Consider the following 16,636-nt stretch of genomic DNA (forward strand, 5'->3'; position numbering starts at 1 on the left):
GGGAGCCGGCTTCAGATGTCGTTGTACGCGGCCTTGAGCTCGGGCGTGTCGATGGCCCCGGACCAGTGTTCCTCGGCTTCCAGTTCCTTGAATTCGGGCATGGGCCCCAGGGCGCGAATCCGTTCGGTCAGCTCGGTAACCACCTCAACCCACTTTCCCCCCTCGGCGGCCGAAACCCAGGAGAACTGGAGCCGCTGAAGATCGACTCCGATGAAGTCCAGGAGTTGGCGAAAAGCGGCGAAGCGGCGCCGCGCGTGGAAGTTGCCGGCCATGTAGTGGCAGTCGCCCGGATGGCAACCCGATACCAGGATGCCGTCTGCCCCTTTCTGGAATGCCCTGAGGATGAAGACCGGATCGATCCGGCCGGTGCAGGGGAACTTGACCACCCGGACGTTGGCGGGATAGTGCATCCGCGAGGTCCCGGCCAGGTCGGCCCCGGCATAGGTACACCAAGTGCAGACAAAGGCGACGACCTTGGGTTCGAAAGCGTGTTTCTCTTTGTGTACGTGCATTAGAGCGCCTCGATCATGGCCATGATCTGCTCGTCGGTGTAGCCATCCAGCTCCACGCTCTTGGATGGGCAGGTGGCCTGGCAGGTGCCGCAGCCGCCGCAGACACCCGGGTTCACGTAGGCCACGACCCGGATCAGGTTCCCCTGGCGGTCGCGGATTTCTTTCTCCTCCACGGCACCGTAAGGGCAGACCTTCTTGCAGTAGAGGCAGGCAACGCAGCGCCGCTCGTCCACCTTGGCCACGATGGGCTCCCGCTCCAGCTCGTCGCGGGCGAAGAGGGTCATGACCTTTGCCGCTGCAGCCGATGCTTGACTGACGGTGTCGGGGATGTCCTTGGGCCCCTGGCAGGCCCCGGCCAGATAGACCCCGGCGGTGGCGCACTCCACGGGCTTGAGCTTGGCATGGGCCTCGGAATAGAAGTTGTAGTTGTCATAGGAGATGCCGAGCTTCTGGGCGAGGGAATCGGCCCCTTCCCGCGCCTGCACGGCGGTGGCGAGCACCACCAGGTCCGCTTCGATCTCCACCTGGACCCCCACGTGGACGTCGCTCCCCATGACCACCACCTTGTCTCCCTTCTGGTAGAGTCGGGAGACCATCCCCCTGATGTAGACCGCCTCTTCTTCCTCGATGGCCCGGCGCCAGAACTCGTCGTAGTTCTTGCCCGGCGTCCGCGCGTCCATGAAGAAGACATAGGCCTGGCCGTCATGCACCTTGTGCTTGTAGAGCATGGTGTGCTTGGCCGTGTACATGCAGCAGATCTTGGAGCAGTAGGAAATCCCCTTTTCGCGGGCCCGGGAGCCGACGCACTGCACAAAGACCACCTGCTTCGGTTCCTTTCCGTCCGAGGGGCGGACGATCTTGCCCCCCGTGGGGCCCGAGGCGGAGGCAAGCCGCTCGAAGGTGAGCCCGTCGATCACGTCGGGGATGGTGCCGTAGCCGAACTCGCCGTACCCCTCGATGGGGGAGCCGGCCGGCTTGGGGCCGATGTCGTAGAGCGAAAAGCCGGTGGCAACCACGATGGCTCCGGCCGGCTCGACGATGAGCTGGTCCTGCTGTTCGTAGTCCACTGCCCGGGGGCCGCAGACCTTGGCGCAGACACCGCACTTTCCCGACTTGAAATAGGTACAGTTTTCCCGGTCGATGACCGGCGTGTTGGGCACCGCCTGGGGGAAGGGAGCGTAGATGGCGGGGCGCATGCCCAGGTTCTTGTCGAAACTGTTCGGGATCTTCTTCTGGGGGCACTTGGCCATGCAGACCCCGCAGCCGGTGCATGTTGACTCGTCCACGGAGCGGGCCTTCTTCCGGATGGTCACCTGGAAGTTGCCGATGTAGCCGTCAACGCTCTCGATCTCGCTGTAGGTGTGGAGGGTGATGTTGGGGTGGTTGGCCACATCCACCATCTTGGGGGTCATGATGCACTGGGAACAGTCCAGGGTGGGGAAGGTCTCGGAGAGCTGGGCCATGTGCCCACCGATGGAGGGCTCACGCTCCACGAGCACCACCTTGTGGTCTGCGTCGGCTATGTCCAGGGCCGCCTGGATGCCGGCGATGCCGCCGCCGATGACCAGCGCCCGCTTGGTAACCGGTACGGTGATCGGCACGAGCCGCCGGTCCTTTTTGACGCGGGCCACCATCATCTCAACGATGGAGATGGCCTTGGCGGTTGCCTCGTCCCGATCCTCGTGGACCCAGGAACAGTGTTCGCGGATGTTGGCCATTTCGCAGAGGAAGGGGTTCAGGCCGGCCGCCTTGGCCGCGGTGCGAAAGGTCTTTTCATGCATCCGGGGAGAGCAGGCCGCCACCACGACACCGTCGAGCCGGTGCTCGGCCACCGCCTTCTTCAATAGGCCCTGCCCCGGATCGGAGCACATGTACTTGTAGTCGGTGGCAAAGGCGACGCCGGGAACCTTGGCCAGTTCCCCGGCCACGCGCTCTACGTCAACGGTGCGGGAGATGTTTTCGCCGCAATGGCAGACAAATACGCCGATTCGGGACATCTAGACCAACCCTTTCTCTTTCAGAAGCGGCAGGGGGTTGACGATCATGCTGTCGAACCCGAGCTTTGCCGGCGCCACCCCCGCTGCCAGGGCCAGGAGCTGGGTCATGTAGAAGACCGGCATGCCGAACCACTGGCCGCTGGCCTCCTCGATCTCCTTCTGGCGGATGTCCAGGTTGCCGTGGCACAGGGGGCAGGCCACCAGGATGCAGTTGGCGCCGGCCGCCTTGGCCGAGGCGAGGATGTCGCCGGAGAGCTTCAGCACCACGCCGGGGCGCGAAAGGGTGAAGTTTGCGCCGCAGCACTCCATCCGGTGGCTCCAGGTGACCGTCTCGGCGCCGGCGGCGCCGATGACCCGCTCCATGATGGTCGGCGCCTCGCAGTCGTCCAGCTCCGGCACCTCGGGCGGCCGGGTCAGCAGGCAGCCGTAGTAGCAGGCCACTTTGAGCCCCTCCAGCGGCTTTCTCACGGCTGCCGCGAGCCGGTCGAGGCCGAAGTCCCTGGCCAGGATTTCCAGGAGATGCTTCACCTTTTTGTCAAAGGAAACCTTCCCGTCGATGGCGTACTCCACCTGCCGGCGCTTTTCTTCGTTGTCCGCCAGCCGGTGCTGGGTCACCTTCAGGCGCGAAAAGCAGGCGGCGCAGGCCACGGCCAGGTCGCCGCCGACCTCATCGGCCAAGGACAGGTTTTTAGCACAGAGGGAGAGGGAGAGGAGCTCGTCCACGTTGTGGGCCGGGGTCGCGCCGCAGCAGAGCCAGTCGGGAACCTCGTGGAGTCCGATCTTCAGCGCCCGGAACAGACCCCGGGTCGACTCGTCGTACTCTTTTGCCGAAGCGTGGAGGGAGCAGCCGGGATAATAGGAATAGTTCAGCAGGTTCTTGGCGGGGGTCACGGGGCTTCACCTTTTTTGCGCAGCGCTTCGATGCGGGCGAAGATGTTCTCGATCTCGGCGATGTTGCGGTTTTTCCGGTGGAACATCCGGAGCTTTCCCCTGGTGATCAGCTTCGGTCCAAGCATCAGGTCCTTGAGGAACTGGCCGCTTTTCACGTTGAAGACCGCGGCCAGCCGCATCTCGTACTGGCGGCCGTAGGTGCGGATGTTTTCGATGAACAGCCGGTTCGCCAGTTGGACCAGGCTTTCCTTGGACGGGCCCTTGGCATCCCACGAACACTTGCGCAGGGCGTCCATGATGGCGGCCAGATCCACCTTGTTGGGGCAGCGGGTGGTGCAGGTCTCGCAGGAGGCACAGTACCAGATGCTGCGTCCCGCCAGCACGCGCTCGTACTGGCCCAGTTGGAGGAATCGGACGATCCGGTTGGGGGGGTGCTCCATGAACGAGCGCATGGGACAGCCGGCCGAACATTTGCCGCACTGGAAACAGCGGCGAACCGAACTGCCCGAGAGGGCTTCGACCTTGCGCACGAAACCGAGATTCATGGTTTCGGTCGAGAGGCGCATCGTGGAGTGCTTCACACTACCTCCTGGTGGCGGGTGGGGCCGCAGGAAAACAGCGACGGTGAACGGGCCAAGATCTGGGGGCGGGAGGAAGGGGGGGCTTCCGCGGATGCGGCAGGATGATGCCCCGGCGGACCTTGCCGGATGGCAGCAAGGCCAACAGCCGTTTTATTTTTACTAAACAGGCGCCACTGTCATCAGTGTATTGACGGGCGGGCACCGGAGTGATTTTTAGTCTTGATAAATTGTGCTATCACACGAAAGGCTGCTTTGTCAACGCCAAAGTAAAACGGTGTATGGCGGCGGTGCGATCTGCCGAAAGCTTGTATGTGATCAAAGTGCCGTGAAAATGGTAAGGCCGCTATTGCGTCTGCCATGCAACTCCTTGGCGCGCCGGGGTAAAATGCCGCTTGCAACTGCCCATGAGGACTGGTGAAGGAGAAGCGATACGTGGTGATCATTACGAATCTTAATCGTTTAAGACTGTTATTGCTGGTCAGACCAAGATAGGCGCTCGCCGGTGCCTGGAATCACTGGATGCATGGTAACAAAAAAGAAACAGCTTGTGGAAGCCTCTTTTGACAAGGTGGGCGAAATGGATTACAAGGGGTGGTAATCCTGTTGGTTCCGAGGTTTCTCATCAGCGAGCTTTCCCGATTATACGATTACATGCGTCCCTGCTGGCGCACGTATCTTCTTGGCGCCCTTTGCCTGGTCGGCACGAACGGGTGCGCGCTCCTGATTCCGTGGCTCCTGAAGCTTGCCGTGGAGGGGCTGCGGTCGCCCGGTCAGGCGACCCGCTCTCCGGCTTGGTATGGCGGGGTCATCATCGGCGCAGCACTTGTGCAGGGGGGGATTCGCATTTTCTCGCGCACCAAGCTTTTGCACGCAGCGCGCAGGATTGAGTTCGCCATCCGCGAGGATCTCTTCGCCAAGCTTCTTTCCCTCGACATGCCCTACTTTTCCGGGGAGCGGACCGGCGACCTCATGTCGCGCTTTGCCAACGATCTGACCAATATCCGGATGCTCCTGGGCTTCGGAGTGCTGAACGTCATCAATACGGCTGTCATCTATGGGGCTGCCCTGGTGCTCATGGCGAACATCGACGTGACGCTCACCGTTCTGGCCGTTGCGCCGTTTCCGTTCATGATCCTGGTGGTCAAGGGGCTCACGCGGAGGATGTATCACTGCTCGCGGCGGGCGCAGGAGGAGTTGGCGAAGCTTTCCAGTCAGGCCGAGGAAAATGTTTCCGCAGCCGTCGTGGTGAGGGCCTACCGTCGCGAGGCGGCGGCGGTGGATGCCTTTCGCCGGGCGAGCCTCGACTACTTTGCCAGCAACATGGCCATGGCGCGCCTGCGGGGTCTCATGCTCCCCCTCATGGCGGCCACATCGGCCCTGGGAACCCTGGTGGTGCTTTTTGTGGGCGGAAGCCGCGTCATCGAGGGGATTCTCACCTTGGGCGACTTCGTCGCCTTCAGCGGCTATCTGGCCATGCTCGTCTGGCCCACGGTCATCTTTGGCTGGATCCTCAACCTGATCCAGCGGGGAGGCGCCTCCATGGCCCGCCTGAGCGAGATCTTCGACGCCCGGCCGTTGGTGGTGGACCCGGAGGCGCCGGCGCCGGTCGCTGCGATCCGGGGGGAGATCGAGCTGCGGGGCCTCCGTTTCGGCTACAACGGCGGAGAGGTGTTGCGGGGAGTGTCGCTCCGGGTGCCGGCAGGGGCGCGGGTTGGTATCGTGGGGGGCGTCGGGTCGGGCAAGACGACCCTCGTCCGCCTGCTTGCGCGACTCTATCCCGTTGGTGACGGGCAGGTTTTCATTGATGGGACCGACATCAACCGGATTCCCCTTGAGGTGCTCCGGCGCGGTGTCGGCCTTGTGCCCCAGGAGAGTTTCCTTTTTTCCCGGACGGTCGGGGAAAACATTGCCTGCGGCAGGGACGGGGCCACGGAGGACGAGGTGATGGAGGCGGCGCGACTGGCGAGTCTGGATGGCGATCTGGCCCGTTTCCCCCAAGGGCTTGCCACTGTCGTCGGCGAACGGGGGGTTACCCTGTCGGGGGGGCAGCGGCAACGGGTGGCCATCGCCCGTGCGCTGTTGCGCAACCCTTCCGTCCTGGTGCTCGACGATCCGCTTTCTGCGGTGGATGCCCGGACCGAGGAGGAAATCCTCCGGTCATTGGCCGGGTATTACGGTGATCGGACCGTGGTCATCATCTCCCATCGCCTCTCCGCCGTTCGTGCCTGTGATGTCATTGTGCTGCTCAAAGACGGCGTTATTGCCGAGCAGGGAAGCCATGACGAGCTCGTTGCCCGGGGCGGAGCCTACGCGGCCCTGTGGCACGAGCAGCGGCTGCGCGACGAGATAGCCGGGTTCCGGGAAGATGGCGCGGAAAAGGACGGGGAAAAAGGGGCTTTACAAACGGAAAATGCTGTATTATAGTCCATCGTTCCGGAGAGATGTCCGAGTGGCCGAAGGAGCACGATTGGAAATCGTGTGTACTGCAAGGTACCGAGGGTTCGAATCCCTCTCTCTCCGCCATGAACAAATCCATGCCCCCTGGGCTAGCCTTCATATCCGCGCTGTCCGGGCGCTCCGATCCGGTGGCCGGACCCCCTTTGCGGGCAGAGCTGATAGCTGGGTCCCGCGCAACGGTAGGTTATGAACCCCGCCAGATCCGGAAGGAAGCAACGGTAGTAGCTGATTCCGTGTGCCGCGGGGGAGCCCAGCTATCAGTTGTGCCCGCAAAATCCCCGATGTGCCCCTTCCCCTTCGCAAGCGCACGAACCGAACCCGTAGTGAGGTGTTGACCCGTGTCCTATCTCGTTCTCGCACGAAAGTGGCGTCCCCAGACCTTCAGCGACCTCACGGGACAGGAGCACGTCAGCCGAACCCTCCAGAATGCCATTGATTCCGGCAGGATCGCCCACGCGTTCCTCTTCACCGGGGCCCGCGGCGTCGGCAAGACCTCGTCGGCCCGGATCCTGGCTAAGGCCCTCAACTGCGAACAGGGCATGAGTCCCGAGCCGTGCAACGTCTGTCCCGCCTGCACCGAGATCACGGCCGGAACCTCGATCGACGTTCTTGAGATTGACGGCGCCTCCAACACTGGTGTCGACGACATTCGCGAACTGCGGGAGAACGTCAAGTACCTTCCGTCGCGGTTGCGCTACAAGATCTTCATCATTGACGAAGTGCACATGCTCTCCACCAACGCCTTCAACGCCCTGTTGAAGACCCTGGAGGAGCCACCGCCCCACGTGAAGTTCATCTTCGCCACCACCGAGCCCCACAAGCTTCCCATCACCATTCTTTCACGCTGCCAACGCTTCGATTTCCGGCGGATTCCTCTTGCAAAGGTGGTGGCCCGACTGCGCTACATCGTCGACCGCGAGGGGATCACCATCAGCGATGAGTCCCTTGCCGTGGTGGCGCGCAAGGGAGACGGCAGCATGCGCGACTCCCTGTCGGTCCTGGACCAGGTGCTGGCCTTCTGTGGCGAGACGGTGAACGATGATGACGTGGTGAGCCTTCTGGGCGTCGTGGACCGGCGCCTGCTGCTGGAGGCGTCGGCCGCAGTCCTTGGCCGTGATACGCGCAGTGCGCTCGGGGTGGTTGCCCGGGTGGACGAATTCGGTTACAACATGCGTCAGTTCTGCGGCGAACTTATCGACCATTTCCGCAATCTGACCATTTTGAGGGCCGTGGGCGATGCGGGAGACCTGCTCGACCTCTCCGAGGCGGAGCTCCAGTCGGTTCGCGAGCAGGCCTCTTCGGCCCCGCTGGAGGATCTGCAGCGGCACGTGACAATCCTCCTGCGGGCCGACGGCGAGATCGCTCACTCGGGCTACCCCCGGCTGGTCCTGGAGATGGCGCTGGTTCGAATGGCGACGCTGGCGCCCTTGGTGCCGGTGGGTGAACTGCTGGACAGGCTCGGCAGAATCGAGGAACGGGGCAGCGGTGTTGCGGCCGACGCCCGGGCGTCATGGCGCCCCTCACCCCCGCCGGAAGCCGGGGTGGCCCCTGTGCCGACGCGTCCGGCACCCTCTGCCCCGGTCGAACAACGACCCCGCTCCGCTCCTGCCGGGGCTGAGGCGAAGCCGGCTCCGCCCCGCAATGGCGCACCCACTCCGGAGCCTCAACGAACCGGGGATGAGTGGGCCGATTTCGTCGCATTCGTCAAGGGTGCCAAGCCCCGGATCGGCACATCGCTGGAGTACGGCAGTCCGCTGCACATTGCCGCCGACCGCCTTGAGATCGGTTTTCCGGAAAACTCCTTTGCCCTGTCGAGTCTCCGGGACGGCGATGCGCAAGCATCTCTCAAGGCCTTGGCGGAGCGCTTCTTTTCGACGCCCATGACGGTTGCCCTCAAGGTGTTGACCGGTGAAGGCCATGCGCCTCCCAACCTGCTTGAAAAAAAAAGAGCTGAAGACGAGCAGCGCCGCACCGGCCTGAAGCGGTCGGCGGAATCCCACCCGGCGGTATCCTCGGCCCTTGAGGTCTTTGACGGAACACTCGCAGAGGTTACCCCGCTGGGGACACGGGGCAAGCTATAACCATGTTTTAGTTTCAACAAAAGTAATTGAGTGAGAGTAAATTTACATCACAGTAACAATGGAGGGGAAGATGTCCAAGGGTTTGGCCGGAATCATGAAACAGGCGCAGATGATGCAGCAAAAAATGGCGAAACTTCAAGAAGAAGCCGCGAATCGGACCGCGGAGGCCACCGCGGGTGGCGGTGCGGTCACCGCGGTGGTGAGTGGCAAGAACCAGATTATTTCCCTGGTGATCAAGCCCGAGGCAGTTGATCCGGAAGATGTGGAAATGCTTCAGGATCTGGTCATGGCAGCCGTAAATGAGGCGCTCAAGAAGGTTCAGTCCCAGTTTGCCGAGGAAATGAGCAAGGTCACGGGTGGACTCAGTATTCCCGGCCTGTTCTAAGGCACGGTGTATCGCAAACTTGATTTGCTGTTCGTTTCCGGGAAAGATCGGATGCCGGGCAGGTGTTCGACGGAGAAATTTCTCTCTGGATATAAGAGTCTGCAATCAATAATTTAGCCGAGATTTTATTTCGGCTAAATTTTTTTATTATTAATGTAATAAAAAAATGTTTTAAATGGCGGATAAAGTATGGTACATTTTTCAGACTCATTGTCACGGTTGCTCGCGGAACTGCAGAAGCTGCCGGGAGTTGGCGAGAAAACCGCCCTGCGCCTCGCCTTTCATCTTTTGAAATCCCCCGACAATGCCGCTGCCCTGGCTGACAGTCTTCGGGACGTCATGTCCCGGGTGCGCTTCTGTTCCGTCTGCTTCGGCATTACCGAGGACGATCCTTGCCGGTTCTGCTCCGAGGCCCGCGACGATGGTGCCATCTGCGTCGTCGAGGAACCCCAGGACCTTCTGGCCGTTGAGCGGACCCGGGCGTTCCGGGGACGCTATCATGTGCTCCAGGGAGCGCTGTCCCCGCTCAACGGTGTTACCCCCGACCGGCTCCGCGTGGCGGAGCTCATGAAGCGGCTGGAGGGGGGAGGGGTCCGGGAGGTGGTGATCGCCACCAACTTCTCGGTGGAGGGCGAAGCAACGGCCCTCTATCTGGCCAGGATGATCAAGCCCCTGGGGGTCCGGGTGACACGGCTCGCCCACGGGATACCGCTCGGCAGCGACCTGGAGTTCGTGGATGCGGCCACGGTGCAGCGGGCGCTGGAAGGGCGGAGCGAGCTGTAACCGACGTTGTACTAATTCAACGCGCAGATTTCGGGCTGTACGTACCTATCGCAGAGGAGGAGAGCATGAGTCGCAAAATGGTAACCATCGACGGCAATACCGCGGCTGCCCACGTGGCGCACGCCACCAACGAGGTCATTGCCATCTACCCCATTACCCCGTCGTCGGTCATGGGTGAGATTTCCGACATCAAGAGCGCCATGGGCGAGAGGAACATCTGGGGAACCGTACCGTCGGTTGTCGAGATGCAGTCGGAAGGCGGCGCTGCCGGCGCCGTGCACGGCGCCCTCCAGGCGGGCGCCCTGACCACCACCTTCACCGCCAGCCAGGGCCTGCTCCTGATGATCCCGAACATGTTCAAGATCGCCGGCGAGCTCACCTCCACGGTATTCCACGTCTCGGCACGCGCCATTGCGGCCCAGGCCCTCTCCATCTTCGGCGACCATTCGGACGTCATGTCCTGCCGCTCCACCGGCTGGGCCATGCTCTGCTCCAACAACTCCCAGGAGGTCATGGACTTCGCCCTGATCGCCCAGTCCGCGACGCTTCGCTCCCGGGTGCCGTTCCTTCACTTCTTCGACGGGTTTCGCACCTCCCACGAGGTTCTCAAGGTGGAGGAGCTGACCTTCGACGACATGCGCGCCATGCTGGACGACGAGTTGATCGCCGCCCACAAGGCCCGGGGCCTCTCTCCGGACCATCCCGTCATGCGCGGCACCGCCCAGAACCCCGATGTCTACTTCCAGGGGCGCGAGACCGTTAACCCCTTCTACCCGAAATGTATCGAGATCGTAGCAGAGGAGATGGACAAGTTCGCCAAGATCACGGGCCGCCAGTACAAGCTGGTGGACTACGTGGGCGCCCCCGACGCCGACCGGGTCATCGTCATCATGGGCTCCGGCGCCGACACGGTGCAGGAGACCGTGGAGCACCTGAACTCCAAGGGTGAGAAGATCGGCGTGGTGAAGGTCCACCTCTACCGGCCGTTCCCCATCGACGCGTTCATTGCCGCCCTGCCCAAGACCGTGAAGAAGATCGCGGTCCTCGACCGGACCAAGGAGCCCGGCGCCCTGGGCGAGCCCCTCTACCTGGATGTCCGCACTGCCATCGGCGAGGCCATGGCCGACGGGAAGTGCCAGTTCGACGGCTACCCGGTCATCGTGGGCGGCCGCTACGGCCTCGGCTCCAAGGAATTCACCCCGGCCCAGGCCAAGGCGGTGTTCGATAACCTGGCCACTGCCAAGCCGAAGAACAAGTTCGTGGTCGGCATCACCGAGGACGTGACCAACAGCAGCCTCCCCCTCGACCCGTCCTTCTTCAACCCGATGGAAGGGGCCTACCAGGCTATGTTCTTCGGCCTCGGCTCCGACGGTACCGTGGGCGCCAACAAAAACTCCATCAAGATCATTGGCGAGATGACCGACAACAACGCCCAGGCCTACTTCGTCTACGACTCCAAGAAGGCCGGCTCCATGACCACCTCGCACCTGCGCTTCGGCAAGAAGTACATCCGGGCGCCGTATCTGGTGCAGGAGGCCGACTTCGTGGCCTGCCACAACTTCGCCTTCGTGGAGAAGTACGACATGCTGGCCAAGGCGAAGCAGGGTGCCACGTTCCTCCTGAACGCCCCTTACGACCACAACGAGGTGTGGGACAGGCTCCCCGCCGACATGCAGCAGCAGATCATCGACAAGAAGCTCAAGTTCTTCGTGATCGATGGCGTGCGCCTCGGCAACGAGATCGGACTCGGTCCCCGGATCAACGTGATCATGCAGACCGCCTTCTTCAAGATATCCAACATCATCCCGCTGGATCAGGCCATCGACGAGATCAAGGACGCCATCAAGAAGACCTACGGCAAGGCGGGTGAGAAGGTTGTGGAGATGAACTACAAGGCGGTTGAGGCCGGCCTCAACAACTTCTACGAGGTGACGGTGCCGGCAACGGCCACCAGCACCCTCCAGAAGCCCCCCGTGGTCAGCGCCAAGGCCCCTCAGTTCGTGCAGGAGACCACCGCACCGATTATCGCCGGCCTCGGCGACGACCTGCCGGTTTCCAAGATGCCGGCTGACGGCACCTTCCCGACAGCGACCTCCCAGTTCGAGAAGCGGAACATCGCCGTGGAGATCCCCGTGTGGGATGAGCAGCTCTGCATTCAGTGCGGCATCTGCTCCTTCGTCTGCCCCCACGCCTCCATCAGGATGAAGGCCTATGACGCCTCGGCCCTTGCCGGCGCGCCGGCAGCCTTCAAGTCCATCGACTGCAAGATTCCCGAGTTCAAGGGGCAGAAGTTCACCATCCAGGTGGCCCCTGAAGACTGCACCGGCTGCGGCGCCTGCGTCCACAACTGCCCGGCCAAGAGCAAGGAAGACCCGAACCACAAGGCCATCAACATGGCATACCAGCCGCCCCTGCGCGCTCAAGAAGTCGAGAACTGGGACTTCTTCCTCACCATCCCGGACGTGGACCCCACCGTGGCCAAGCTGGACACGGTCCGCGGCTCCCAGTTGGTGCGGCCGCTGTTCGAATTCTCCGGCGCCTGCCTCGGTTGCGGCGAGACCCCGTACCTGAAGCTCCTGACCCAGCTCTTCGGCGACCGGACCGTCATTGCCAACGCCACCGGCTGCTCCTCCATCTACGGCGGAAACCTGCCCACCACCCCCTATGCCCAGCGGTCCGACGGGCTTGGGCCGGCATGGTCGAACTCCCTGTTCGAGGACAACGCCGAGTTCGGCTACGGCATGCGTCTGGCCGTGGATAAATTCAACGCCATGGCCCTTGAGCTGGTCGACAAGCTTTCGTCTTCCTGCTCCTGCTCTTCCTGCACGAGCGCGGTGCCCCTCATGAACGAGATCAAGGGCGCCGACCAGTCGAGCCAGGCCGGCATCGAGGCCCAGCGGGCCCGGGTGGCGGAGCTGAAGAAGACCCTTGCTTCTTGTCCCGAGCCGGATGCCAAGCGCCTGCTCACCGTGGCCGACTACCTGGTCAAGAAGTCCGTCTGGTGCATCGGCGGCGACGGCTGGGCGTACGATATCGGCTACGGCGGCCTCGACCACGTCATCGCCAGCGGCAAGAACATCAACCTGCTGGTGCTCGACACCGAGGTCTACTCCAACACCGGCGGCCAGGCTTCCAAGTCGACCCCGCTGGGCGCCGTGGCCCAGTTCGCCGCCGGCGGCAAGCCGGTCTCCAAGAAGGACCTGGGCATGATGGCCATGGCCTACGGGTCGGTCTACGTGGCCACCGTCTCCCTCGCCAACCCGGCCCAGTGCATCAAGGCGTTTCTGGAGGCCGAGGCCTATGACGGTCCGTCGCTCATCATCGCCTATGCCCACTGCATCGCCCACGGCATCGACATGACCAGCGGCGTGGATGCCCAGAAGCGGGCGGTTCAGTCCGGTTACTGGCCCCTCTACCGCTACAACCCGCAACTGGCCGCCGAGTGCAAGAACCCGCTTCAGCTCGACAGCAAGGCCCCGACCATCGCCTTTGAAGAGTACGTCAACAGCGAGAACCGCTACCGTGTCCTCAAGAAGAACAACCCGAAAGGGTACGAGGAACTCATGAGAAAAGCGGCGGCATGGTCCAAGGCCCACTTCAGCTACTACCAGAAGCTGGCGGCCCTCAACTTCGAGGATACCTGCGAGAAGTAGCAGTTGACCCATAACAGCCAGAAGGCCCCGACGGATGAACTCGTCGGGGCCTTTGTTTTTGGGGATGGGGCGGACGGTGAGGCCCCTCTTCCGGGAGGAAGCTCTCGACTGATTTGGCCCTGATGTTGCATTGTAAACGGTTGCTGCCGGGCAAGCGGCGCGTGAAAGGACGATCAGCGTCACGTGGCCCGTTAGAATCCTTGTGTGAGTGTCAAATTTTTGTTATAACGGGCCGTCATTCCACAACCCGGTCGAGGGGTGTTTCATGTCCTATCCTCAGATGGTCATGTACGACGAGGAGTTCAAGCTGATCAATGCGATCATTGAGAAACTCCTCCGGGAGGCCAACGCCAAGGTCATCTTTCTGGTCGACAAAAACGGCCAGCTCATCTCGGGAGTGGGGGAGACCGAGCGGTTCGACACCACCTCGCTTGCTTCGCTCACGGCGGGCAACATCGCGGCCACGGGCGGCCTGGCCAAGCTGATCGGCGAAAAGGAATTCTCCATCCTCTTCCACGAAGGGGAAAAGGACAATCTTCACATCTCCATCGTCGGGGGCCGGGTGATTCTGGTGGTGCTGTTCGACAACCGCTCGTCCCTGGGACTCGTCCGGCTGAGGGTGAAGAAGGCGTCGGACGAACTGACCACCGTGTTCGACCGACTCATGAAAAAGGCCGAGGAAAAGGAGCGGAGCGGTATCCAGGAGTTTCCCTTCGCCGAGATCACCGATGACGACATCGACAATCTTTTCAGCTAGCGGCGGGGGTATGGCGCAATGTCTTTCATCAACTACGCTTCGCGAGAGATAAACTGCAAAATTGTCTATTACGGCCCCGGCCTGTGCGGCAAGACCACCAATCTTCAGTACGTCTACCAGAAGACCGCTCCAGAGGCCAAGGGGAAGATGATCAGTCTCGCCACCGAGACCGAGCGGACCCTGTTCTTCGACTTCCTTCCCCTGGCCCTGGGCGAGATCAGAGGGTTCAAGACCCGTTTCCACCTCTATACGGTGCCGGGACAGGTCTTTTACGATGCCTCCCGCAAGTTGATTCTCAAGGGGGTTGACGGGGTGGTTTTCGTGGCCGATTCCCAAGAGGAGCGGATGGATGCCAATATCGAGTCCCTGGAGAACCTGGCGTTTAACCTGAAGGAACAGGGGTACGACCTGGAGAAGATCCCTTTTGTGATCCAGTACAACAAGCGGGATCTCCCCGGCATAGTGCCGGTTGAGGAGTTGCGCCGGGAACTCAATCACCGGAACGTGCCCGACTTCGAGGCATGCGCAGCCACCGGCGAAGGGGTGTTCGAGACCCTCAAGGCCGTGGCCAAACTGATCCTCATCGATCTCAAGAAGGGGCGCTGAAGCCCTCGCGACTGGCAATCAACCGGCAAATAACCACGAAAAGTCCAGGGGTTTCCTTGGGCTTTTTTCGTTGTGCGGAGCCGAACGTTAGCGCTACTATGGGTTCCGGCGACAGCTACAAAAGCGGACGGACAGCCCGACAGGAGAGCGATGCACTACGGCAGCGCCTACGAAGATGAAATAGTCGGCAAGGCATACGACCGGGGGCTCATGCTGCGGTTCATCCGCTATGTGCATCCCTATCGCTGGCTGGCCCTGGCTGCGCTCGTGCTCCTGCCGCTCTCGGCGGCGGCCCGGCTGGCGCAGCCGCTGGTCCTCAAGGCCGCCATCGACAATCACATCGTCACGGGGCGGCTGGAGGGATTGCCGCTGGTTGCCGCAGGGTTTCTCCTGCTCATCGTGGCCGAATCGCTGATAACCTTTCTCGAGGTGTGGCTTCTCCAGTACCTGGGACAGCGGGTAATGCTCGACCTGCGGCTGGAGCTGTTCGCCCACGTGCAGCGCCTTCCCGTCTCCTTCTTCGACCGCACCGCCACCGGCGGCCTCGTGACACGGCTTACCAGCGACGTGGAGGTGCTCGGCGAAATGTTTGCCGCCGGCATCATCACGATTGTTGGCGACATCCTCTTTCTGGCCGGCATCGTTGGCGTGATGCTCTGGTTGAACCCTTCCCTTTCGTTGATCACCTTCTCGGTGCTGCCGCTACTCGTCTGGGTCGCATTCGCATTCAGGATCAGAATGCGCAAGGCGTTTCGGGAGGTGCGCGCCCGCCTGGCAAACCTGAACAGCTTTCTGGCCGAAACCATCGGCGGCATGCCGGTGATTCAGCTCTTCAACCGCCAGGCCGGGGAATACGCCGAGTTTTCGCGCCTCAACGGCTCCTACCGCGATGCCAATCTCCCGGTCATCACCTGGGACGCCTCTCTCTACGCCCTTGTGGAGACCCTCTCCTCGGTGGCTGTCGGCCTCATCATCTGGTACGGCGGGGGAGAGGTTCTCGCGGGTGCCCTCACCTTCGGGGCGCTGGTTGCCTTCATCCAGTACATCGAGAAATTTTTCGGCCCGATCCGGGACCTGTCGGCAAAATACTCGATCATGCAAGGCGCCATGGCAGCCCTTGAGCGGATCTTCGGCCTGCTCGACACGGCGCCCGATCATGATGCCGGAACCACCGGCCCTGCCGTCAGCGCCGGCGCGCCTCCCATCGAAACCATCCGGTTTCGCAACGTCTGGTTTGCCTACCAGGGGAACGACTACGTCCTGCGGGGGATCGACCTGACGATCCGCCGGGGCGAGACCCTGGCGCTCGTGGGGGAGACCGGCGGCGGCAAGACGACGGTGACCCGGCTCCTTTCGCGCTTTTACGACGTGAGCAGGGGCGATATCCTCTTCAACGGCGATGATGTGCGCACAATTCCCCTCACGGAGCTCCGGCGGCGGATCGGAGTGGTTCTCCAGGACCCTTATCTCTTCACCGGCACGGTGGGCTTCAATATCCACCTGGGGGACGAGCGTGCCCGCGCCCGGATGGAGGACGCAGCCCGGCTGGTGGGGGCAGACCGCTTCATCCGTCTCCTCCCCGGCGGTTACGACGAGCAGGTGCGCGAGCGAGGGAGCAACCTGTCGGCCGGGGAACGCCAACTCATCTCCTTTGCCCGTGCCGTTGCCTTTGACCCTGAGATCCTCGTGCTGGACGAAGCCACCGCCAGCATCGACACCGAGTCGGAGCGGCTCATCCAGGAGGGGCTCGCCGCCCTCATGGCTGGCCGCACCTCCATTGTGGTGGCGCACCGGCTCTCGACGGTCCAGGGGGCGGACCGGATAGTGGTCATCCACCGGGGAGAAAAAGTAGAAGAGGGGACCCACGGCGAGCTCCTGGCGCAAGGGGGCATCTATGCACGGCTCTATCAGCTTCAGTTCAGGGATTGACCTG

Annotated in this window: 12 protein-coding genes, 1 tRNA gene and 1 other RNA gene; 10 read left to right on the forward strand and 4 right to left on the reverse strand. The window is 62.3% G+C overall.

The annotated features are described in order from the left end of the window. Window positions 1-11: 11 nt before the first annotated feature. The 4 genes from AC6CDK_RS06890 to AC6CDK_RS06905 are packed head-to-tail and all read right to left on the reverse strand — an operon-like array spanning window position 12 to window position 3,981. Complete coding sequence (locus tag AC6CDK_RS06890) at window positions 12-512, reverse strand: hydrogenase iron-sulfur subunit (protein ID WP_039647368.1); 501 nt, start codon at window positions 510-512, stop codon at window positions 12-14. Further along, complete coding sequence (locus tag AC6CDK_RS06895; protein ID WP_192905870.1) at window positions 512-2,509, reverse strand: CoB--CoM heterodisulfide reductase iron-sulfur subunit A family protein; 1,998 nt, start codon at window positions 2,507-2,509, stop codon at window positions 512-514. Before AC6CDK_RS06895 ends, AC6CDK_RS06890 begins: the two co-directional genes overlap by 1 nt. Then, on the reverse strand, window positions 2,510-3,400 hold the full coding sequence (locus tag AC6CDK_RS06900; RefSeq protein WP_039647366.1) for a CoB--CoM heterodisulfide reductase iron-sulfur subunit B family protein: 891 nt from the start codon (window positions 3,398-3,400) through the stop codon (window positions 2,510-2,512). Next, a complete protein-coding gene (locus tag AC6CDK_RS06905) occupies window positions 3,397-3,981 on the reverse strand; it encodes a 4Fe-4S dicluster domain-containing protein (protein WP_192905869.1) in 585 nt (194 codons plus the stop codon). Before AC6CDK_RS06905 ends, AC6CDK_RS06900 begins: the two co-directional genes overlap by 4 nt. Window positions 3,982-4,632: 651 nt before the next feature. Here AC6CDK_RS06905 and AC6CDK_RS06910 point away from each other — a divergent pair. The 10 genes from AC6CDK_RS06910 to AC6CDK_RS06955 all read left to right on the forward strand — a co-directional run bounded on the left by AC6CDK_RS06910 (window position 4,633) and on the right by AC6CDK_RS06955 (window position 16,632). Beyond that, on the forward strand, window positions 4,633-6,405 hold the full coding sequence (locus tag AC6CDK_RS06910) for an ABC transporter ATP-binding protein (protein ID WP_039648434.1): 1,773 nt from the start codon (window positions 4,633-4,635) through the stop codon (window positions 6,403-6,405). Window positions 6,406-6,416: 11 nt separating this feature from the next. Further along, window positions 6,417-6,504 (forward strand) — tRNA-Ser (locus AC6CDK_RS06915). Between the two features lie 94 nt (window positions 6,505-6,598). Beyond that, window positions 6,599-6,697: signal recognition particle sRNA small type (gene ffs, locus AC6CDK_RS06920), an RNA gene on the forward strand. Between the two features lie 79 nt (window positions 6,698-6,776). Next, window positions 6,777-8,519, forward strand: coding sequence for a DNA polymerase III subunit gamma/tau (gene dnaX / locus AC6CDK_RS06925; protein WP_192905868.1), 1,743 nt, complete (start codon window positions 6,777-6,779; stop codon window positions 8,517-8,519). A 70-nt stretch (window positions 8,520-8,589) separates the two neighbouring features. After that, window positions 8,590-8,904, forward strand: coding sequence for a YbaB/EbfC family nucleoid-associated protein (locus tag AC6CDK_RS06930; protein ID WP_039647359.1), 315 nt, complete (start codon window positions 8,590-8,592; stop codon window positions 8,902-8,904). A 189-nt stretch (window positions 8,905-9,093) separates the two neighbouring features. Then, complete coding sequence (recR, locus tag AC6CDK_RS06935) at window positions 9,094-9,687, forward strand: recombination mediator RecR (RefSeq protein WP_039647357.1); 594 nt, start codon at window positions 9,094-9,096, stop codon at window positions 9,685-9,687. A gap of 65 nt (window positions 9,688-9,752) precedes the next feature. Beyond that, complete coding sequence (nifJ, locus tag AC6CDK_RS06940; protein ID WP_039647355.1) at window positions 9,753-13,340, forward strand: pyruvate:ferredoxin (flavodoxin) oxidoreductase; 3,588 nt, start codon at window positions 9,753-9,755, stop codon at window positions 13,338-13,340. 265 nt (window positions 13,341-13,605) lie between these two features. Beyond that, window positions 13,606-14,097: a roadblock/LC7 domain-containing protein gene (locus AC6CDK_RS06945; protein WP_039647353.1), complete on the forward strand. Its 492-nt coding sequence runs from the start codon at window positions 13,606-13,608 to the stop codon at window positions 14,095-14,097. A gap of 18 nt (window positions 14,098-14,115) precedes the next feature. Further along, window positions 14,116-14,703 (forward strand): GTP-binding protein, encoded by a 588-nt coding sequence (locus AC6CDK_RS06950; RefSeq protein WP_039647351.1) that lies wholly within the window; start codon window positions 14,116-14,118, stop codon window positions 14,701-14,703. A gap of 150 nt (window positions 14,704-14,853) precedes the next feature. After that, the gene (locus tag AC6CDK_RS06955) at window positions 14,854-16,632 is read left to right on the forward strand and encodes an ABC transporter ATP-binding protein (RefSeq protein WP_039647349.1); all 1,779 of its coding nucleotides are present in this window, start codon (window positions 14,854-14,856) and stop codon (window positions 16,630-16,632) included. Window positions 16,633-16,636: the final 4 nt, after the last annotated feature.

Source organism: Geobacter sp. PheSNFMC (genome assembly GCF_059620965.1).